21 protein-coding genes and 1 tRNA gene are annotated in these 20,615 nt (G+C 52.1%); 11 read left to right on the top strand and 11 right to left on the bottom strand.

Annotation, left to right across the window (positions count from 1 at the left end):
- Positions 1-17: 17 nt before the first annotated feature.
- On the bottom strand, positions 18-602 hold the full coding sequence (gene rimJ, locus GN208_RS10190; protein WP_004239462.1) for a ribosomal protein S5-alanine N-acetyltransferase: 585 nt from the start codon (positions 600-602) through the stop codon (positions 18-20).
- 167 nt (positions 603-769) lie between these two features.
- On the opposite strand from rimJ, the gene mdtH reads away from it, so the two are divergent.
- From mdtH to GN208_RS10175, 3 genes are all read left to right on the top strand, one after another.
- The gene (gene mdtH, locus GN208_RS10185) at positions 770-1,969 is read left to right on the top strand and encodes a multidrug efflux MFS transporter MdtH (protein ID WP_004237312.1); all 1,200 of its coding nucleotides are present in this window, start codon (positions 770-772) and stop codon (positions 1,967-1,969) included.
- A 64-nt stretch (positions 1,970-2,033) separates the two neighbouring features.
- Positions 2,034-2,591, top strand: coding sequence for a lipoprotein (locus GN208_RS10180; RefSeq protein WP_004237313.1), 558 nt, complete (start codon positions 2,034-2,036; stop codon positions 2,589-2,591).
- A 370-nt stretch (positions 2,592-2,961) separates the two neighbouring features.
- The gene (locus GN208_RS10175) at positions 2,962-4,275 is read left to right on the top strand and encodes a citrate:proton symporter (RefSeq protein ID WP_004237314.1); all 1,314 of its coding nucleotides are present in this window, start codon (positions 2,962-2,964) and stop codon (positions 4,273-4,275) included.
- A gap of 64 nt (positions 4,276-4,339) precedes the next feature.
- On the opposite strand, the gene GN208_RS10170 is transcribed toward GN208_RS10175, so the two are convergent.
- Complete coding sequence (locus GN208_RS10170; RefSeq protein WP_004237315.1) at positions 4,340-4,900, bottom strand: molecular chaperone; 561 nt, start codon at positions 4,898-4,900, stop codon at positions 4,340-4,342.
- A 63-nt stretch (positions 4,901-4,963) separates the two neighbouring features.
- Positions 4,964-5,905 (bottom strand): glyoxylate/hydroxypyruvate reductase GhrA, encoded by a 942-nt coding sequence (ghrA, locus tag GN208_RS10165; RefSeq protein ID WP_004237316.1) that lies wholly within the window; start codon positions 5,903-5,905, stop codon positions 4,964-4,966.
- 336 nt (positions 5,906-6,241) lie between these two features.
- On the opposite strand from ghrA, the gene GN208_RS10160 reads away from it, so the two are divergent.
- The 3 genes from GN208_RS10160 (at position 6,242) to GN208_RS10150 (ending at position 8,851) form a co-directional block, all read left to right on the top strand.
- Positions 6,242-6,331: transfer RNA gene (locus GN208_RS10160), tRNA-Ser, on the top strand.
- A 267-nt stretch (positions 6,332-6,598) separates the two neighbouring features.
- A complete protein-coding gene (dauA, locus tag GN208_RS10155; protein ID WP_004237318.1) occupies positions 6,599-8,320 on the top strand; it encodes a C4-dicarboxylic acid transporter DauA in 1,722 nt (573 codons plus the stop codon).
- Between the two features lie 81 nt (positions 8,321-8,401).
- Positions 8,402-8,851 (top strand): isoprenylcysteine carboxylmethyltransferase family protein, encoded by a 450-nt coding sequence (locus tag GN208_RS10150; RefSeq protein WP_004237319.1) that lies wholly within the window; start codon positions 8,402-8,404, stop codon positions 8,849-8,851.
- Between the two features lie 7 nt (positions 8,852-8,858).
- Here the strand turns inward: GN208_RS10150 and GN208_RS10145 are convergent, their stop codons facing one another.
- The 6 genes from GN208_RS10145 to hemA all read right to left on the bottom strand — a co-directional run bounded on the left by GN208_RS10145 (position 8,859) and on the right by hemA (position 14,706).
- Positions 8,859-9,761 carry a TIGR01212 family radical SAM protein gene (locus tag GN208_RS10145; RefSeq protein WP_015422677.1) on the bottom strand — a complete coding sequence of 301 codons (903 nt, stop codon included), beginning with the start codon at positions 9,759-9,761 and terminating at the stop codon, positions 8,859-8,861.
- A gap of 6 nt (positions 9,762-9,767) precedes the next feature.
- Positions 9,768-10,619 (bottom strand): 3-deoxy-8-phosphooctulonate synthase, encoded by an 852-nt coding sequence (gene kdsA / locus GN208_RS10140; protein ID WP_004237321.1) that lies wholly within the window; start codon positions 10,617-10,619, stop codon positions 9,768-9,770.
- Between the two features lie 66 nt (positions 10,620-10,685).
- Positions 10,686-11,492 carry an invasion regulator SirB1 gene (sirB1, locus tag GN208_RS10135; protein WP_004237322.1) on the bottom strand — a complete coding sequence of 269 codons (807 nt, stop codon included), beginning with the start codon at positions 11,490-11,492 and terminating at the stop codon, positions 10,686-10,688.
- Positions 11,489-12,325, bottom strand: coding sequence for a peptide chain release factor N(5)-glutamine methyltransferase (gene prmC, locus GN208_RS10130; RefSeq protein WP_004237323.1), 837 nt, complete (start codon positions 12,323-12,325; stop codon positions 11,489-11,491). The genes sirB1 and prmC overlap by 4 nt, the downstream gene beginning before the upstream one ends.
- The gene (prfA, locus tag GN208_RS10125; protein ID WP_004237324.1) at positions 12,325-13,407 is read right to left on the bottom strand and encodes a peptide chain release factor 1; all 1,083 of its coding nucleotides are present in this window, start codon (positions 13,405-13,407) and stop codon (positions 12,325-12,327) included. The genes prmC and prfA overlap by 1 nt, the downstream gene beginning before the upstream one ends.
- A gap of 36 nt (positions 13,408-13,443) precedes the next feature.
- Entirely contained in the window at positions 13,444-14,706 is a 1,263-nt protein-coding gene (gene hemA, locus GN208_RS10120; protein ID WP_015422676.1) for a glutamyl-tRNA reductase, read from the bottom strand.
- Positions 14,707-14,995: 289 nt separating this feature from the next.
- Between hemA and lolB the strand changes: the two genes are divergently transcribed.
- The 3 genes from lolB (at position 14,996) to prs (ending at position 17,500) form a co-directional block, all read left to right on the top strand.
- Positions 14,996-15,616, top strand: coding sequence for a lipoprotein insertase outer membrane protein LolB (gene lolB, locus GN208_RS10115; RefSeq protein WP_032098297.1), 621 nt, complete (start codon positions 14,996-14,998; stop codon positions 15,614-15,616).
- Positions 15,601-16,476, top strand: coding sequence for a 4-(cytidine 5'-diphospho)-2-C-methyl-D-erythritol kinase (gene ispE / locus GN208_RS10110; RefSeq protein WP_004237327.1), 876 nt, complete (start codon positions 15,601-15,603; stop codon positions 16,474-16,476). Before lolB ends, ispE begins: the two co-directional genes overlap by 16 nt.
- A 76-nt stretch (positions 16,477-16,552) precedes the next feature.
- A complete protein-coding gene (gene prs / locus GN208_RS10105; protein ID WP_004239474.1) occupies positions 16,553-17,500 on the top strand; it encodes a ribose-phosphate diphosphokinase in 948 nt (315 codons plus the stop codon).
- Positions 17,501-17,597: 97 nt separating this feature from the next.
- Here the strand turns inward: prs and GN208_RS10100 are convergent, their stop codons facing one another.
- Complete coding sequence (locus GN208_RS10100) at positions 17,598-17,867, bottom strand: stress-induced protein YchH (protein ID WP_004237330.1); 270 nt, start codon at positions 17,865-17,867, stop codon at positions 17,598-17,600.
- Positions 17,868-18,170: 303 nt separating this feature from the next.
- Here GN208_RS10100 and pth point away from each other — a divergent pair, with 303 nt between their 5' ends.
- Both pth and ychF read left to right on the top strand, forming a co-directional pair.
- The gene (gene pth, locus GN208_RS10095) at positions 18,171-18,761 is read left to right on the top strand and encodes an aminoacyl-tRNA hydrolase (protein WP_004239475.1); all 591 of its coding nucleotides are present in this window, start codon (positions 18,171-18,173) and stop codon (positions 18,759-18,761) included.
- 106 nt (positions 18,762-18,867) lie between these two features.
- Positions 18,868-19,959 carry a redox-regulated ATPase YchF gene (ychF, locus tag GN208_RS10090; protein ID WP_004237332.1) on the top strand — a complete coding sequence of 364 codons (1,092 nt, stop codon included), beginning with the start codon at positions 18,868-18,870 and terminating at the stop codon, positions 19,957-19,959.
- A 46-nt stretch (positions 19,960-20,005) separates the two neighbouring features.
- On the opposite strand, the gene GN208_RS10085 is transcribed toward ychF, so the two are convergent.
- Positions 20,006-20,615, bottom strand: a 610-nt coding sequence (locus GN208_RS10085; RefSeq protein WP_243828353.1) for a DUF6216 family protein, incomplete at its 5' end; no start/stop codon positions are given.

Below are 20,615 nucleotides of genomic sequence, written 5' to 3'. Positions count from 1 at the left end.
AACAGAAAAACCCGCCGTTATCGTGGCTTAACCCAGTCCGGGGTGGTCAGTGCGGTCAGAACATGGTCACGCCACCGGCCGTTAATCATCAGATAATCTTTTGCGTAACCCTCTTTCTCAAACCCGAGCCGGGCGAGGAGTTGTCCGCTGCGCTGATTATGCGGCATATAGTTTGCCATAATGCGGTGCATGCCCTGCTGACGCTGCATATAACGCAGTGTCGGCTCCAGGGCTTCCTGCATATAATGCTGCCCCTGCCATTTTTCACCCAGCGAATAGCCGAGAAAACAGGCGTAAAACACGCCGCGGATGACATTACTGTAGTTCGCTACCCCCATCACCTCATTTTCAGCCTGATCCAGCAGCAAAAAATGAAAAGCGGTGCCCTGACGGTGCATATCCGTCATCAGCTGCAGGCGGGATGACCAGCCGGAAGGATGATAGTGGCTGCGGTCGCGGAGAGGCTCCCAGGGTTTCAGAAATGCTTCGTTTTCACAGTAATATTCACTGATGCGGTACGCGTCCCGCTCGTGCGCCAGCCGGACCACCATTCTGTCCGTGTTAAAACGCAGCTGCGGCGTATTCGCGCGGTAGCCGAACAACATAATTCCTCTCTCAGAAGGCCGTAGTCAGGGTGTGTTTAACCACGTTCCGTCGATAAAAAAATATCATCCTGAATTCTCTGTTATCAGACACTGAATAAGCAGAGAATAGAAGGTGTAATCATCTCCCTTTTTTCTATTCCTTTCAATATTTAATGTGGTGCTGAATGTCACTTGTCAGACAAGCCCGGACGCTGGGTAAGTACTGGTTGCTGGTGGATAACCTGCTGGTTGTTCTCGGCTTCTTTGTGGTCTTCCCGCTGATCTCCATCCGTTTTGTTGAACAACTCGGCTGGGCGGGGATTGTGGTCGGGTTTGCCCTGGGACTGCGCCAGCTTGTCCAGCAGGGGCTGGGGATATTCGGCGGTGCGATTGCTGACCGCTTCGGCGCCAAGCCGATGATCGTCATCGGTATGTTTCTCCGTGCAGGCGGTTTCGCCCTGATGGCAATGGCGGATGAGCCGTGGATCCTCTGGCTTTCCTGTATTCTCTCGGCTATCGGCGGCACGCTGTTTGACCCGCCGCGCACTGCACTGGTGATCAAACTGACCCGCCCGTATGAACGCGGCCGTTTCTATTCCCTTCTGCTGATGCAGGACAGCGCCGGGGCGGTACTCGGGGCACTGCTCGGCAGCTGGCTGCTGATTTATGACTTTCATCTGGTCTGCTGGGTGGGCGCGGCAATCTTTATTATCACCGCCCTGTGTAATGCCTGGCTGCTGCCCGCTTACCGCATTTCCACCACCCGCACCCCGGTCAAAGAGGGGCTGACCCGCGTACTGAGTGACAAACGCTTCTCCCGCTATGTGCTGACACTGACCGGTTACTTTATCCTCTCCGTGCAGGTGATGCTGATGTTCCCGATCATCGTCAACGAACTGGCGGGCACACCGGCGGCGGTAAAATGGATGTATGCCATTGAGGCTGCATTATCACTGACTCTGCTCTATCCGCTGGCCCGCTGGAGTGAAAAACACTTCCGGCTGGAAACCCGTCTGATGGCCGGTTTATTCCTGATGAGCCTGAGTATGTTCCCGGTCGCACTGACTCATTCACTGCATGTATTATTCGCGATTATCTGTTTGTTCTATTTAGGATCAGTGATTGCCGAGCCGGCACGGGAAACCCTCAGCGCGTCACTGGCGGATCCGCGCGCACGCGGCAGTTACATGGGCTTCAGCCGCCTGGGGCTGGCATTCGGCGGTGCCATCGGTTATACCGGCGGCGGCTGGCTGTATGATCTGGGTAAAGAAATGCAATTACCTGAACTTCCCTGGTTTTTACTCGGTACAATCGGACTGATTACACTGATAGCACTTTACCGCCAGTTTAACCCGAAGAAAATAAGCCCTGCCGTATTAAATTGATCCGGATATTTGGGATTTGCCGCAGCACAGGTTAGTATCGGGTGGTATACAACAGGAGATACCGATGAGATTATTCCTTTTTACCGCGGCACTGGTCGCAGCAACAGTTTTAACCGGCTGCGATAAATTAACCGAAATCAGTGTCAGTGAAGAGACCATTAACAGTGCGGTGGCAGAGAATATCCGTCTGAATAAACAGATTGGTATGGATGGTGTGGCAGATGCGGATTTTACCCTGGAAAAACTGCTCACCGAGATTGGCCGTGAAGAGCCGGGCAAAGTAAAACTGACGGCAATCGGCTCGCTGAAGCTGGTTTCGCTGTTTGGTTCGCGGGATTTCACCATTTCGATGTCTCTCAGCGCCGCACCGTATTTTGATGCTGCAAGCGGGTCAATCTATATGCGGGATATTGAAATTACCAATTACACGCTGGATCCGGACAAATGGGATACTCTGATTTCCGCGCTGATCCCTTATCTCAATCATACACTGAGCACCTTTTTCAATATCACCCCGGTGTATGTTCTGAATGGCGATAATACAGCCGAAGCGGCTGCGAAGAAGTTTGCCAAGGGCATTGAAATCCGGCCGGGCCGGATCGTTATCCCGTTAACCGAATAATTTCGATTAAAAATTTTAATTGTGATAGTAAATTATTAATTCACTAAATTATGATACCGTTCCTTAACTATCCCGCCGGGAACGGTATCACCTTCCTGTTTTGCCGAAGAATATGACGAAAATTCAATGCATACGAAAAGATACCAGGTTATCCCATTCTGACGCATCTGCAGTACGCTTCCTGTAAAACAGAGCGAAACACTGATTTTTCTGCTGTTACAGATAAAATTAATTTGTGATTGAGCGCTTTTTTCTGAATCTGCAGGATTCTTTTTTGATGATATATTTCACAATTCATAAACATTTTTAACACTCACCTAATCTCTTTCAGTAACATCAGAAAATAACTATTCCGGATAAGGATCATCTGATGCTGACACTGATTGGGCTGCTGATCATCATTTCTATTGTCGTTCTGCTGATGACAGGAAAAACCAGCCCTGTAATTGCCATGTCTGTTATTCCCCTGCTCGGCGCCCTGCTGGCCGGCTACTCTCTGCCTGAAATCACTGAATTTTTTGATTACGGCATCAAGAAAGTTGCCAGTGTCGCGGTAATGTTCCTGTTTGCCATTCTGTTTTTCAGCATTATGAAAGACCTGCATATCTTCAATCCGTTTATCCGGCTGATGCTCGGGCTGACCCGGGGAAATGTGGTAATTGTGGCGATGGTCACTGCGTTGGTGGCAGCCGTTGTGCATCTCGACGGTTCCGGTGCGGCAACCTTTCTGATTATTATCCCGGCATTTCTGCCTATCTACCGGCGGCTGGGTATGAGCCCGTATCTGATGCTGCTGCTGATGTGTATGAGTATGGGGGTGATGAATATGGTGCCGTGGGGCGGGCCGCTCGGCCGCGCATCTGCTGTGACCGGTATTTCCGCCTCAGTGTTGTGGCAGCCGCTGATCCCGGTGCAAATTATCGGTATTACCGCATCCGTGCTGGTTGCCGCACTGTTTGGTCTGCGGGAAAAACGCCGTATCGCCCGGGCGGCACAATACGGCACCACACCGTATGAGCAGGATTCGCTTCTTGAATTGTATGATGAGGCGGATAACGAACACGGTACGGAAAAACCACAGCGCTTTCTGATTAATATCTCGCTGATCCTGCTGGCGATCCTCAGCCTGGCTCTGGGGTGGCTCGCGGCACCGTATATCTTTATGCTGGCGCTCTCCGCCGCTCTCATTGTCAATTACCCGAAACCGAAAGATCAGGTGGCAGTAATTAACCATCATGCCCCGCAGGCGTTATCCATGGCAGCAATTATCCTTTCCGCCGGGGTATTCCTGGGGATTATGGATAAAGGCGGGATGCTGGAGTCCGTGGCTAAGGATCTGCTGCTGATTATTCCGGGACACATGGCGGAACAGTTCCACATCATTATCGGCTTTATTGGTGTACCGCTGGATATCTTTACCAGTACCGATGCCTATTACTTTGCCCTGCTGCCGATTGTCCGTGATGTGGTGGCGTCCGCCGGTATTCCCACTGCGGATGTGGTGTATGCCATGGCTATCGGTAATAACGCCGGAACCTTTGTCAGCCCGTTCTCACCGGCTGTGTGGCTGGCTGTAGGGATTGCCGGGGTGGATATGGGACGGCATCTGCGCTACTCCTTCTTCTGGATCTGGCTGTTCAGCTTTATCACCCTGGCAGCAGGCTGGTTCCTCGGGCTGTTCTGAGCCGGATACAAAAAGCCCGGTCATCTGACCGGGCCTGAAAAATAATGTGTGACAACGTCACACATTAATCATCATTTTCGTCTTCTTCTGCATCTTCTGTCAGCTCTTCATACAGCGCGGACAGTGCTTCACGGGTCAGAATAGCCAGGGTGCGGTAAAAGCCGTGCTGTGCATGTGACTCAACTTTCCCGAGAAATGCATCACTCCACGGCAGCAGATAGTCCGCAAACAGCGCCGTCTGCGCACTGACTTCATCTTCCTGTGCCTGATCTTCCAGCCAGGATGCCGCCAGCAGCAGAGACCCGAAACTGTCTGTTACCGCATCAGTCAGCGGCATACCGCGCTCACTGAGAAACTGACGGACTTCACTTTCCGGTTCACCGGTATAGTCCGACCGGTGCTGAGCCACCGCCCCGTCAGTAAACAGCTGCTGATAATCCGCTGCCAGTTCCGCACTGTCACAATGCTCAGCCAGCCGTGTCAGCAGTGCATCCTGCTCCAGCGGCCAGTGGGCTTTCAGTTGCCCCTGCTTAATCATCGTCAGAACCGGTGCCAGCACAGGATCAGCCGGAGCGCGGTTAAACAGCGTTCCGAGCAGGCGGCAGACCAGTGAAAATTCATTCATACTTCAAATCCTTATTAACTGAGTTGCCGCTATTGTCCGGATTGTCCTTATCGCTGTAAAGAATTAATACCCCAGTTCCATATTCACCACACCCTGCGGTGCTTCGCCCCGCTCAATCCGATCAATATTGGCGACAATCGCTTTCATTGCCTCTGACGGAATGGTAAATGCAGCAATGTGCGGCGTGACATCCACCCGCGGGTGGGTCCAGAACGGGTGCATTTCCGGCAGCGGTTCGGTGGCGAACACATCCAGGCTGGCACCGGCAATCTGTCCGTCATCAATGGCTTCCAGTAAATCGTTATCCACCAGATGCGAACCGCGCGCCAGGTTAATCAGGTAAGAACTCTGCGGCAGCTTACTGAACAGTGACTGGTTGAGGATCCCTCTGGTCTGCGGTGTGTCAGGCAGCAGGTTGATCAGCAGGCGGCTGTGGCTTAAGAATTCATCCAGCTGATCGTTGCCGTGGAAACTGGTCACGCCGGGGATCTGTTTTGGTGTCCGGCTCCAGCCATGGACTTTAAATCCGAACTCTGCCAGCTTTTCCGCCACAGAACGGCCGAGAACACCGGTTCCCAGCACGCCGATTTCGAATTCATCAAATGTGAAAGCAGGCTGTGCTTTCCAGATACGCTGCTCCTGCTGGCGTTTATAAATGTCCATCTTGCGGAAGTACCACAGCGCCTTGGCAACCGCGTACTCCTGCATCTGCGCCCCCATCCCGGTATCTTCAAGGCGGATCACCGGCACCCCGGCAGGCAGTGTGCCCGGGTTTGCCTGTTCCTGTTTCAGAATGGCATCCACCCCGGCACCCAGCGCAAAGACCCCTTTCATGGTGGTGCGCCCGGCCAGACACTCACGCGGCGGTAACCACACCAGGGCATAATCCGCCGGCTGGTTATCACCCGGAACCCATTTGCGGATATCCGCCTGCGGCAGGTGTTTTTTCATGCCGTTGATCCACAGCTCAGAATCAAAAAAAGGATGGTAGAAAATAATATTCATGCGGCGCTCCTCTGTTTTTTTACCAGCCTGATAGGATTACGCAAAGAATTCAAGCCCCGGACAGATTTTCGTATCGTTAAAATGTTGTTATTGTTAACTGACCTGCATATTTTTCCGGCAGATGATTTTCCGCCGGAAAAAAATCAGCGGTTATTTTTCAGGCAGCCGGTACGCTGTTTTCAGCGGATTTGCTATGTTAATCACCAATATGCTGTTTTTTTGGTTAAACAAACGAAAAAACACATTTTTTTTCATGGCGTGTATTGACGGGTTACGTCGCTTCCCCTATAGTAGCGCCCCGTTGCAGCGAGATATCAACGCAACGAACAGTACCCCGGTGAGATGTCCGAGTGGCTGAAGGAGCACGCCTGGAAAGTGTGTATGCGCGAAAGTGCATCGAGGGTTCGAATCCCTCTCTCACCGCCATCTTAAGAGAAGAGCCTGCTGAGCAATCAGCAGGCTTTTTTCGTTTCTGCTTTTTCTTTTTTATGCTGCTATCCGGTCCGGCGGCAGAATATCCTGTTTTATTACACCTTAACTTCTTCATATTTTTGATTTTATTTTAATATCCGCTATTGTATACAGCGTCATTTGATGTATCTCAGCTAAATCTCTCCCTGTTTTGCGTAGACTAATGCGCGTTGGCGTCTCCCTATTTTTTTCATATGACTCAGAGGTGACAGTTGTCCGGAAATGAAAATTTCAACATTTAAAGGATTATCTCTTTTTACTGCATTAATTGACTCGTGCTGGAAACAGCCTTACTCCGTTTCCCGTCTGATAAAAGATACCATTGCAGGTATCACCGTCGGGATTATTGCTATCCCACTGGCCATGGCATTGGCTATCGGCAGTGGTGTGGCACCGCAATATGGCCTGTATACGGCCGCTATCGCCGGTATTGTGATTGCGGTGACCGGCGGCTCCCGTTTCAGTGTCTCCGGGCCGACCGCCGCGTTTGTGGTGATCCTCTACCCCGTATCCCAGCAGTTCGGGTTAGGCGGGCTACTGATAGCCACTCTGATGTCCGGGATTATCCTGCTGGCAATGGGTCTGGCGCGTTTCGGTAAACTCATTGAATATATTCCGATTTCCGTGGTGCTCGGCTTCACCTCAGGGATTGCGATCACCATCGCCACCATGCAGGTGAAAGACTTTTTCGGTCTGACCATGGCGCATGTACCGGAAAACTATGTTGATAAGGTTATTGCCCTTGTCAGAGCCATGCCGACCATCAATCTGTCGGATACCCTGATTGGCGTAACCACACTGCTGGTGCTGATCTACTGGCCGAAACTGAAACTTCGTCTGCCGGGACACCTTCCCGCTGTAATTGCCGGGATGCTGGTGATGCTGGTGCTGTCCCTGTTCGGCATGGAAGCGGCCACCATCGGCTCCCGTTTCAGTTATACCCTGGCGGACGGTACACAGGGTGCGGGGATCCCGCCGATTCTGCCGCAGTTTATCCTGCCGTGGAATTTACCGACCCCGGACGGCAAAGAATTTGTGTTCAGCTGGGCCACCATTACCGCCCTGATGCCGGCAGCGTTTTCGATGGCAATGCTGGGCGCGATTGAATCGCTGCTCTGTGCGGTGGTGCTTGACGGTATGACCGGCAAAAAACATAACTCCAACGGCGAATTACTGGGTCAGGGACTGGGTAATATCACCGCACCGTTCTTCGGCGGCATTACCGCCACTGCTGCTATCGCCCGTTCGGCGGCTAACGTGCGTGCCGGTGCCACATCGCCGGTCTCTGCTATTATTCACTCTCTGCTGGTGCTGCTGACTCTGCTGATCCTGGCGCCGCTGCTTTCTTATCTGCCGCTGGCCGCGATGTCCGCTCTGCTGCTGATGGTGGCATGGAATATGAGTGAAGCGGCTAAAGTCATTGAACTTATCCGCCGCGCGCCGAAAGACGATATTATCGTGCTGCTGCTGTGCCTGAGCCTCACTGTGCTGTTTGATATGGTCATTGCTATCAGTGTCGGGATTGTGCTGGCCTCACTGCTGTTTATGCGCCGTATCGCCAATATGACGCGCCTGAGTGAGTCTTCCTATACCGATCACGACAAAGGGCTTCTGGTTGTCCGGGTTAACGGCCCGCTGTTCTTTGCCGCTGCCGAGCGGATTTTTGATGATCTGAAAGTCAAAAGTTCGGGATATCACACCATTGTAATGCAGTGGGATGCGGTGCCGGTACTTGATGCGGGTGGATTAAAAGCCTTCCGCCGTTTTATTGACGAAGCTGGTGTGGATACACACATCGTGGTCACCGATATTCCGTTCCAGCCGCTGAAAACCCTGGCGCGGGCACGGATTGTCCCGGTTGAGAATAAAATCAGCTTTTACCCGTCGGTCAGTAAGGCACTGATTGAACTGGGGCTGATGGATGGTGTGACATCAGAGGCATGATAACCTCTGTAATCAGGCTATAATGAACAGAGCGGCGGGCGTAATGTCCGCCGTTTCTTTATCTGTTACCGGAGAAAAATCATGGCCGTATTCCGTCTTCCCTTTCTTAACTGGCTGATTATCAACGCCGTTGCAGCCATCTGGCTGTATGCCAAAGATGCACTGGTGATTCAGTTCAGCGGCTGGAGCGGCATTTTAGCCATATTGATCGGGCTGGAAAGTCTCGGCTGGATTGGTGCATCACTGGTGTATTTCCGCCGCCATAACACCACGCCGAACCCGCTCGGCGAAGCGACCCATCTCATCACCGGCGGACCGTTCCGTCTGTCACGCAATCCGGTCTACCTCGCGCTGACCACTGCCTGTATCGGCTTTGCTCTGCTGACCCACTCTTACTATTTTCTCATCGGCGGCCTTATTTTCTGGCTGATCACCGATCTGTTCAGCATCCCGCAGGAAGAAAAATTCCTTGCCGGAAAATTTAAACAGGACTGGGCGGCCTATTGCCAGCAGACACGGCGCTGGCTGTAATTCACGCTCAGATTGCGCTGCCCTGGCCGCCGTTTGCCAGCAGATACTGCCACAGGCCGTTCATGCCGAGCCAGCGGTTGCTGCACCAGTCCGGAGCCAGTAAAGTCGGACGCCGCGCGCTGGCGCAGATGCGGTGATAAATAACGTCCGGCGGTGTGTGGCGGATCATCTCCCCGGCGGTGGCGACATACTCTTCGAGGGAAATGGTGGGTAAGCGCCCCGCCCGCCAGGCTTTTGCCATGGTGCTGCCTTCCACAATATGCAGCGGATGCAGTTTGATACCTTCAACGCCGGTCTCCAGCACACGCTCAAGTGTGATGAGATTATCGGCTGCGGTTTCTCCCGGCAGACCGGTGATCAGATGACAACACACTTTCAGCCCGCGTTCACGGGCGGCCCGGGTGGTGGCCTGATAACAGGCAAAATCATGACCGCGGTTGATACGTTTCAGGGTTTTATCATGGGCGGTCTGTAATCCCAGTTCCAGCCATACCTCATAGCCCTGCTGCTGATAGCTTTGCAGCAGCTCCAGCACCGCCTCCGGCACACAGTCCGGCCGCGTACCGACACACAATCCCACCACATCGGCCTGAGTCAGTGCGGATTCATACATCTCACGCAGCAGTTCAACTTCCGCGTAGGTGCTGGTATAGGCCTGGAAATAGGCAAGATAACGTTTGGCACGGGTGATTTTGCCGGACTGCTGGCTCAGTTGCTCCTCAATGGAATCATACTGTGCATTTTCATCCGCAAAAGAAGCCACATTACAGAAGGTACAACCGCCGCGCCCGAGGGTGCCGTCACGGTTAGGGCAGCTGAAGCCGCCGTGGAGGGTGATTTTATGGATTTTTTCGCCATAACGGCGCTGAAGATCAGCGCCGAACATGTTAACGACTGTGTGAAGCTGCATCGGAAATTATTCGGTATCCAGCTCAGGGAAGCTTTTCACCAGATCGTCGATAGCTTTAACCTGCTGCAGGAATGGCTCCAGTTTTGCCAGCGGCAGCGCGGAAGGACCATCACAACGGGCATTATCCGGGTCCGGATGTGCTTCCAGGAACAGACCGGCCAGGCCGACTGCCATCCCGGCGCGGGCCAGTTCAGCCACCTGACCACGGCGACCGCCGGATGCGGCACCAAACGGGTCGCGGCATTGCAGGGAGTGTGTGACATCGAAAATCACCGGGCAACCGCCGGAGGCTTTTTCCATCACTTTAAAGCCCAGCATATCCACAACCAGGTTGTCATAACCGAAGTTTGCACCGCGATCACATAAAATGATCTGGTCATTGCCGCCTTCACGGAATTTTTCCGCGATATTACCAACCTGCCCCGGGCTGATAAACTGCGGTTTTTTGATGTTAATGACCGCGCCGGTTTTCGCCATGGCTTCCACCAGGTCAGTCTGACGCGCCAGGAAGGCCGGTAACTGGATCACGTCCACCACGTCCGCCACCGGCTGTGCCTGCCAGGATTCGTGAACGTCGGTAATAATTTTCACACCGAAGGTTTTTTTCAGCTCTTCAAAAATCTTCATCCCTTCCTCAAGGCCCGGACCACGGTAAGAATTGATGGAAGAGCGGTTTGCCTTGTCAAAAGAGGCTTTGAAGACGTACGGAATATTCAGCTTCTGCGTGACAGTCACGTAATGTTCGCAGATTTTCATCGCCAGATCGCGGGATTCAAGGACGTTCATGCCGCCGAACAGAACAAACGGCAGCGCGTTGCCGACACGAATATCCCCGATAGATACGACTTTCTGTTGCATGGTATAACCTTTTGGCAGAGGCAATTAAATTGCGTTTATGAAAATATGTAAAACGATATCCGTTTATCAGTGCAGAACGATATGCTGCTGTTCGTAAGTGTGGATCTGCATTTTTATCATTTCAGATACCGGATCCTGCGGACATTGCTCAATAAAATAATTCAGATCGGAAACTGCAATATGGCTGCAGTCCAGCTGGGCATAAATCAGCCCGCGATCACGGATTTCATACGGGTCATCCGGATCAAATAATAAAATGGTTTCGCTGACTTTCAGTGCCTGCTCCATTTTTTTCTCTTCCATCAGCGCGACTTTAATACTGTCGAGGTATTTGCGCACCACATGGCTGTTTTCGGCTTCTTCGAGATCATCCCCGGTCAGGTGATGCGCCGGGCTGACTGTGCCTTTAATCCAGACATCCAGCGTGTGCTGATCCAGCAGATCGCCGTTAATCGGGTTAATAAACAGGGTTTCGTCATCAAGATCCGCCCGCAGAATCAGCTGGGTCGGGAAAACCACCGGCACAACCGGCAAACCGATGGCCTGTGCAATATGCAGAAACAGGATGCCGAGTGATACCGGCGAGCCGCGCTGAGTACGCAGCACATTATCCAGCCACAGCGTGTCAGACAGCGAATAAACGCCGCTGGCGCCGCTGAACTGCCATTTGTGGTAAAAGAGTGTGATCAGGGTCTGTAAACAGGTATGTTCGTCGGAATACGGCGGGAGGCGTTTACGGGTCTGACGGATAAGTTCATTGATGTGTGCTTCTGCCTTTTCCCGGTCAAAATCCGGACGGACAGTTTTTAACACTAACATAATGCCGCTCAGTAACGGCGCACCATTGAATTCAAAATCGGCAATGCTTTTCATTTCTCTTCCCGTTGACCTAAAGTAACCCGATCATTTCCGCCATAATCGCGGCGGGTTTCCACCCGGTAAAATCCGTTTTCCCGGAACAGTTCGCGGACAGCGTCTCCCTGCCGCCAGCCATGTTCCACAATCAGCCACCCGCCCGGTGTCAGATAATGAGCGGACTGCGCAGCGATTTCCGCCAGATCGGCCAGGCCGTTCTGCGGGGCGACCAGCGCACTGCGCGGCTCGAAACGGACATCCCCCTGCACCAGATGCTCATCATTCTCATCAATATATGGCGGGTTACTCACTATCATAGCAAATTGATGAATCGGCAGTGAAGCAAACCAGCGACTTTCTTTAAAGGTTGTATTCGTCAGCCCCAGACGGGCGGCATTGCGCTGTGCCAGCGCCACTGCATCCGGCTGGATATCCGCCCCGGTCACATGGCAATCCGGCCGTTCAGAGGCCAGTGCCAGCGCAATCGCGCCGGTGCCGGTACCGAGATCCAGAATATCGCAGGATGCTGCCGGTAACAATTCCAGCGCTGCCTCCACCAGACATTCGGTATCAGGACGCGGAATAAGTGTGGCGGGAGACACTTCCAGCGGCAGTGACCAAAACTCGCGCACACCGGTGATATACGCCACCGGCTCGCCCTGCTCCCGGCGGACAAGCAGCGCCTCAAGACGCTGCTGTTCATCCCCGCTGAGCGGGGTTTCATCAAAAGCAATAATGTAGCTGCGGGTTCGGCCGGTGACAAACGTCAGCAGGATTTCCGCATCCCGTTTCGGGCTGTCGCTGTGACTTAAACGGCTGACAGCCTCTGCCAGCCAGGTCCGGAACGTCATCAGTCCTGCTCAGACAGCGCGGCGAGCTGATCTGCCTGATATTCGTTCACCAGCGGCTGGATCAGTGCATCCAGCTTACCTTCCATGACCTCATCCAGACGGTACAGAGTCAGGTTGATACGGTGATCCGTCACCCGTCCCTGCGGGAAGTTATAGGTGCGGATCCGATCCGAACGGTCACCGGAACCCAGCAGGTTGCGGCGCTCAGAGGCTTCCGCCTCATGACGGCGGGACTCTTCCGCCGCTTTGATTCGTGCGGCCAGCACCGAGAGTGCTTTGGCTTTGTTTTTGTGCTGCGAACGCTCGTCCTGGCACTCCACCACAATCCCGGTCGGAATATGAGTGATACGGATAGCGGAATCCGTGGTGTTAACGTGCTGACCACCGGCCCCGGATGAACGGAAGGTATCAATGCGCAGATCCGCCGGGTTGATATCCGGCAGTTCCGCTTCCGGGACTTCCGCCAGCACCGCGACAGTACAGGCTGAAGTGTGAATACGGCCCTGGGATTCGGTTTCCGGCACACGCTGCACGCGGTGGCCGCCGGATTCAAATTTCAGGTTACCGTAGGCATTTTCACCAGTGACTCTGAAAATAATCTCTTTATATCCGCCGTGCTCGCCGTCGTTACTGTTCATGATCTCAATCCGCCAGCGGCGTGATTCCGCATAACGGCTGTACATACGGAACAGATCACCGGCAAACAGCGCCGCTTCATCGCCGCCGGTGCCCGCACGGACTTCCAGGAAGCAGTTGCGTTCATCATCCGGATCTTTCGGCAGTAATAAGACCTGTAATTCCTGTTCTAAGGTTTCATTCCGCAGTTTTGCGTCTTTCAGCTCTTCCTGTGCCATTTCCTTCATTTCAGGATCATCAAGAAGCATTTGGGCGGTGTCGATATCATCCTGAATGGTCTGCCAGGCTTCAAAACATTTCGCAACGTCAGTCAGCTGCGCATATTCTTTCGACAAGGCACGGAATTTATTCTGATCAGCGATAACATCGGCGTCCGCTAGGTGCGCCTGAATTTCTTCATAACGTTCTTTCAATGCTTCCAGTTTTGCGACAATAGAAGGCTTCATTCGTAGTCTGCTACCTTAAAAAATATATAGAGGAAGTTAATGATGCTCCAGCCCGAGGCTGTCGCGTAACAGAGTCAGACGACCGGTATCACCGTCACCGGCGGCCTGCTGAAGTGATTTGGTTGGTGAGTGGATCAGGCGGTTGGTCAGCTGCTGTGACATCTGGTTGATAACCTCTTCCGGGTCATGCCCCTGCTGAATCAGTGCCACGGCTTTTGCGGCCATGGCGGCGCGGATCTCTTCAGCCTGTTCGCGGTATTCGCGGATCGTATTGACCGCGCTCTGGGCGCGCAGCCATTCCATAAAGTGCCCGCTTTCCTGCACCACAATGGATTCCGCCTTTTGTGCCGCCACCTGGCGCTGCGCCAGATTGTGCTCAATAATCGCCTCAAGATCATCCACAGTGTAGAGATAAACGTTACTGAGTTTTTCCACATCGGCTTCGATATCACGGGGAACCGCAATATCCACCAGCAGCATCGGGCGGTTACGGCGCGCTTTCAGGGCGCGTTCCACCATACCTTTACCGATAATCGGCAACGGGCTGGCCGTGGAGCTGATAACAATATCCGCTTCCGCCAGCCGGCTGTCGATTTCCGGCAGTGTGATCACCTCTGCATTGACTTCCTGCGCCAGCACGCGGGCCCGCTCGCGGGTACGGTTGGCGATCATCATGTGTTTTACGCCGTGCTCGTTCAGGTGACGGGCCACCAGCTCGATGGTTTCCCCCGCCCCGACCAGCAGGATATTCAGTCTGGATAAGGATTCGAAAATCTGACGCGCCAGGGTACAGGCGGCAAACGCCACCGATACCGCATTGGCACCGATATCGGTTTCAGTACGCACCCGTTTGGCGACAGAGAAAGATTTCTGGAACAGGCGTTCCAGTTCACGGGAAAGTGAACGGTATGTCTGTGACTGAGCAAAGGCTTTTTTGACCTGCCCCAGGATCTGCGGCTCGCCGAGTACCAGGGAATCCAGCCCGCTGGCCACCCGCATCAGATGACTGACAGCTTCATTATCCTGATGCCAGTAAAGGCTGGACATCAGTTCCTGCGGGTTGATGTTGTGATAGCGGCACAGCCAGTCAATCAGTTGATCGCGCTGATTATTCTGTTCATCCACACTGAGATAGATTTCTGTCCGGTTGCAGGTAGACAGCACAACGCCGCCGCTCACGGACGGTTGTTCGAGCAGATTGGTTAATGCCGCTTCCATGCTGTCCGGTGAGAAAGTCACTTTCTCACGTAAGGCAACAGGTGCGGTTTTATGGTTAATGCCGAGAGCTAATAGAGTCATATCCTGCAATACAGACCGGGGTAAGTGTGTAAAATACCGGTTAAGTATACCGGAAATCAACACCCTTACTAAGGATAACTGCATGCATTTTAGCAGCCGATCCCGCGCAATTAAAGCGTTAAACGGGAAACAGTGATAATAAGCACGTAATGCGGTGCGCAACAGGCCGTGTCAGCCGGGCGGATAATTGCGTAAATCAGCGTAAGAGAGGTAGGAAACAGCCACTGAAACAGGCACAATACTGTTATTGCTTTTATAAGTTGTTAAAGGAAATTACAACGTGGCCTCTATTCAATTACCGCGCTTTATCCGGCTTCTGCCCCTGTGCAGCCTGATACTTGCCGCCTGTACCCTGCCCGACAATACAGAGAAAGGCGATGTTTCCGCCACCTCTGCCGGCTGGAAAGCACAGACAGAACAAATAAATCAGTTACAGCGTTATCAGACGCGCGGCTCGTTTGCCTACATCGGTACCACCCAGAAAACCTATGCCCGTTTCTTCTGGCAGCAGTATTCCCCGGACAACTACAAACTGCTGCTCACCAACCCGGTCGGCAGCACCGAGCTGGAACTGATTGTCAAAGACGGCCAGACCCAGCTGACCGATAACAAAGGTCAGAAATATTACAGTGATGATCCGGACAGCATGATTTACCAGCTGACCGGTATGACTATCCCGATGGAAAATCTGCGTCAGTGGATTGTCGGCCTGCCGGGTGACGCGCAGTCCTATGCCATCAGCAATCAGTATCACCTGAAAGCGCTGAGCTGGGCTCAGGGCATGGAAAAGTGGAAAGTCACTTATCAGTCCTATGATGAAAAAGTCTCCCCGCAACTGCCGAACCGCCTGGATATCGAACAGGGTGATAACCGCATCAAGCTGAAAATGGATTCATGGACACTCAACTGACATCACTGACCTGGCCGTCCCCCGCCAAGCTGAACCTGTTTTTATATATCACAGGCCGCCGCGCGGACGGCTATCATACGCTGCAAACCCTGTTTCAGTTTCTGGATTATGGTGACAGCGTCACAATTACACCACGTACTGACGGTGAAATTCGTCTGCTGACCCCGCTTGCCGGCGTACCGGATGAGCAAAACCTGGTGATCCGCGCCGCCCGTCTGTTACAGATTTATGCACGGGAGCATCACCTGACAGCGGATTTACCCGGTGCGGATATTGCCGTTAAAAAAATTCTGCCGATGGGCGGTGGTATCGGTGGCGGTTCCTCCAATGCTGCCACAGTGCTTATCGCTCTCAACTATCACTGGAAGTTACAGTTACCCGACGAAACGCTTGCAGAGCTGGGTGTGATGCTCGGTGCGGATGTCCCGGTATTTGTCCGGGGCCACGCGGCAATTGCTGAAGGAATAGGCGAAATTCTGCACCCTGCGTCTCCGCCGGAACGCTGGTATCTGGTTGCACACCCCGGAATTTCGGTTCCGACACCGCTTATCTTCACAGATCCGCAATTAATTCGCGACACGCCGATCCGCTCTCTGGCCGCATTATTACAGGCTCCGTACGCAAATGACTGTGAACCGATTGCAAGAAAACGTTTTCGTGAGGTTGATTGCCTTCTTTCCTGGCTGCTACAATATACTCCGTCACGCCTGACCGGTACGGGTGCATGTGTGTTCGGAGAGTTCGAAAACCAGGCAGCCGCCCGACAGGTGTTAATTAACGCGCCGGCGTGGGTGAAGGGCTTTGTGGCACGTGGTGTCAACATTTCGCCGCTTCATCAGTTCCGCGCTGGTCTACTGTAATTGCCCCTGATTCCGTCTCCGGACGCTTTCAGGTTCACAATTCAATCTCTCTGGACGCATGCCTGAGGTTTTTCTCGTGCCTGATATGAAGCTTTTTGCTGGTAACGCCATCCCGGAACTAGCACAACGTGTTGCCAACCGCCTGTACACTAACCTCGGAGACGCTGCGATCGGTCGTTTCAGCGACGGTGAAGTCAGTGTTCAAATCAATGAAAACGTGCGTGGTGGTGATGTTTTCATCATCCAGTCCACCTGTGCGCCGACCAACGATAACCTGATGGAACTGGTTGTCATGGTTGATGCACTGCGCCGTGCTTCTGCGGGTCGTATCACTGCTGTTATCCCGTATTTCGGCTATGCCCGTCAGGATCGCCGCGTCCGCTCAACGCGTGTGCCAATCACCGCGAAAGTGGTCGCTGACTTCCTCTCAAGTGTGGGTGTTGACCGTGTGCTGACAGTGGATCTTCACGCTGAGCAGATTCAGGGCTTCTTCGATGTTCCGGTTGATAACGTCTTCGGCAGCCCAATCCTGCTGGAAGATATGCTGCAGAAAGATCTGGACAACCCGATTGTGGTTTCTCCGGATATCGGTGGTGTGGTCCGCGCCCGTGCGATCGCCAAACTGCTGAACGACACTGATATGGCTATCATCGACAAACGCCGCCCGCGTGCGAACGTTTCTCAGGTGATGCATATCATCGGTGATGTTGCCGGTCGTGACTGTGTACTGGTTGACGATATGATCGATACCGGGGGCACGCTGTGCAAAGCTGCGGAAGCACTGAAAGAACGTGGTGCGAAACGTGTGTTTGCATACGCAACTCACCCTATCTTCTCCGGCAACGCGGTCAACAATATCCGTGATTCTGTGATTGATGAAGTGATTGTCTGTGACACCATTCCGTTATCAGCTGAAATCAAAGCACTGAATAAAGTCCGTTCTCTGACTTTATCCGGAATGCTGGCAGAAGCCATCCGCCGTATCAGTAATGAAGAGTCTATCTCCGCGATGTTCGAACACTGATTTCATAATCAGTATACACATTGCGTGCTTAAACCCGTTGTGAAGACAACGGGTTTTTTGTTGGCAGGCATTTTAACCGTTAGCGATAATATTTCGTTTACGGCATCCGACGGCGGTAGCGGCTGTGGAAATGACGCAGCCAGTAATATTTATCCGCAATGGATTCACGGCGCCCGCTCAGACCGGCTCCGCCCAGCCACACCAGGGCACCGATAAAGATCCCCATCAGGGAGGCTTCAGAATAGATATCCGGTAAAGGAAGTGCAAAAATAAGGACTCCGACAGTAAAGGCCATACTGCCGACCATCAACAGCATACCGACAACCATCAGCAGGTTACCGAGCAATAAGGATAATTTACGTTTCATAGGGACCTCCGTCACTCTTTTGTCTGCTAACAACTCAAAGTACGAAAGTAGGAATTCCTTCTTGACATAGATTATAGCCCGAATTGATACGTATATGTTGCGTATGAGATCACATAGACCAAAAATAAAACTTTTTATTTGGCTTATTGTGCCAAAAAGCGAAACTTAATAATTCATCGCTAAATTATTGCACAAATAGTCACATCCGTCCGGGAAGGACGTTTCTTTTGTACTCCGCGCGGGTGACGGGTAGAATAGCCCTCTTTGCAGTCAAAACCTGCCTGAACAACAAGTGATACAAGTGTGAGTCAGATAAAATTAATTGTGGGGCTGGCCAACCCCGGTGCGGAATACGCCCAAACCCGCCACAATGCCGGTGCCTGGTATGTGGATGAACTGGCCCGCCGTTATAATCAGTCATTAAAATCAGAAAGTAAGTTTTACGGTTATACCGCGCGTCTGAATATTCAGGGGAATGATGTCCGCCTGCTGGTACCGACCACCTTTATGAACCTGAGCGGCAAAGCAGTCGGTGCCCTCGCCGGTTTTTACCAGATTGCCCCGGATGAAATTCTGGTGGCACATGACGAGCTGGATCTCCCGCCCGGCGTGGCAAAAATGAAGCTCGGCGGCGGCAACGGCGGTCATAACGGTCTGAAAGATATCCAGAGCAAATTGGGTAACAACCCGAACTTTCATCGTCTGCGTATCGGCATCGGCCATCCGGGTGATAAAAGCAAAGTTGTCGGTTTTGTACTGGGCAAGCCCCCCGCCTCCGAACAACAACTGATTGATGAGACCATCGATGAAGCTGTGCGCTGCACCGATGTGCTGATGAAAGACGGCATGGCAAAAGCCATTTCACGTCTGCATACATTTAAAGCCGGTCAGTGAGCCGCAGGTATCGTCTGTTTATCCGTAACCGTGTATAATCGGCGGCAATTATTTAACGTGCTTGCAGGCCGTTTTGGTCTGCTGTCATTTTTAAGGTGAAGAATTTATGGGTTTCAAATGTGGTATCGTCGGTCTGCCGAACGTCGGGAAATCAACGCTGTTTAACGCGCTGACCAAAGCAGGTATTGAAGCGGCGAACTTTCCGTTCTGTACAATTGAGCCGAACACCGGCGTGGTGCCGATGCCGGATGCCCGTCTGGATGCACTGGCGGAAATCGTAAAACCACAGCGTATTCTGCCGACCACCATGGAATTCGTCGATATCGCCGGTCTGGTGAAAGGCGCCTCCAAAGGTGAAGGTCTGGGTAACCAGTTCCTGACCAACATCCGTGAAACAGAAGCTATCGGCCACGTTGTCCGCTGCTTTGACGATGATAACATTGTTCACGTTTCCGGCCGTGTTAACCCGGCAGAAGATATTGATACCATCAATACCGAACTGGCGCTGGCTGACCTCGACACCTGTGAACGTGCTATCCACCGTGTGCAGAAACGCGCCAAAGGCGGCGACAAAGACGCGAAACTGGAGCTGGAAGTACTGGAAAAATGCCTGCCGCTGCTGGAAAACGCACAGATGCTGCGCACACTGAACCTGAATAAAGAAGAAATGGGGGCGATCCGCTACCTGAGCTTCCTGACCCTGAAACCAACCATGTACATTGCCAACGTCAATGAAGATGGCTTTGAAAACAACCCGTATCTGGATCAGGTGCGTGAAATCGCAGAGAAAGAAGGTTCAGTTGTGGTGCCGGTATGCGCGGCAATCGAATCCGATATCGCTGAGCTGGAGGATGGTGACCGCGAAGAGTTTATGGCTGACCTCGGTATCGAAGAACCGGGCCTGAACCGCGTGATCCGCGCCGGTTACGCCCTGCTTAACCTGCAGACCTATTTCACCGCCGGTGTGAAAGAAGTCCGTGCATGGACTATCCCTGTCGGCGCAACCGCCCCGCAGGCAGCCGGTAAAATCCACACCGACTTTGAAAAAGGCTTTATCCGCGCCCAGACCATCGCATTTGAGGATTTCATCCAGTACAAAGGCGAACAAGGTGCAAAAGAAGCCGGTAAAATGCGCGCAGAAGGTAAAGATTACATTGTGAAAGACGGCGACGTACTGAATTTCCTGTTTAATGTGTAATCTATATTCATAAGGCATCCGGGAGGATGCCTTACCTGATATATATTTATTTCCGTTTCTTATATAATTTTATTTTATTAAACAGCATCTTTCTTGCATCCAGAGTGTATGATAAAAACAGCATATACTTAAATCGGAATACTGATACGAGTAATATCACTATAGCTAAAAAACCATATACCAATCGTTGTTCCTTTATTAATTTCACAAGATAATCCTGGTCTGATTTATTATCAAAGGTGTTACAAATCATAGTGACCGTATCCTTATCTAAGGTTGATTTTATTTCTTCCGGAGATAAACAGTTATCTTTATTTACTATCCACGCTGGCGTATTCCCGCCAAAATACTGATATTCACGGGCACCATCTTTATTAATCAAAAACCACTCTGAATTATTGATACTGACCAATCCGGCAGGTTTGACGGCTATATTTAAAACCGGAATAAAAACCAGCGTAAGCAAAAATGCAATCTCTACCGGAAGGGAGAAAAATAATATCTTATTGATTTTTTTAATTTTTAATCTCTCAATGCAGAGGTTGCTTTTAAGCTTAGATATTAATTTAAAATCCAATTCGAACTTTCTGACCCAATGTTGAAATTTCTTTTTTTGCCGCTTCGATACTGCACTCGTGTTATAATAATAATTAAAT

This window comes from Morganella sp. HSTU-ASny43 (assembly GCF_022819185.1).
Classification (GTDB): Bacteria; Pseudomonadota; Gammaproteobacteria; order Enterobacterales; family Enterobacteriaceae; genus Morganella; species Morganella morganii.
This window is presented reverse-complemented; position numbering and strand designations above follow the sequence as displayed.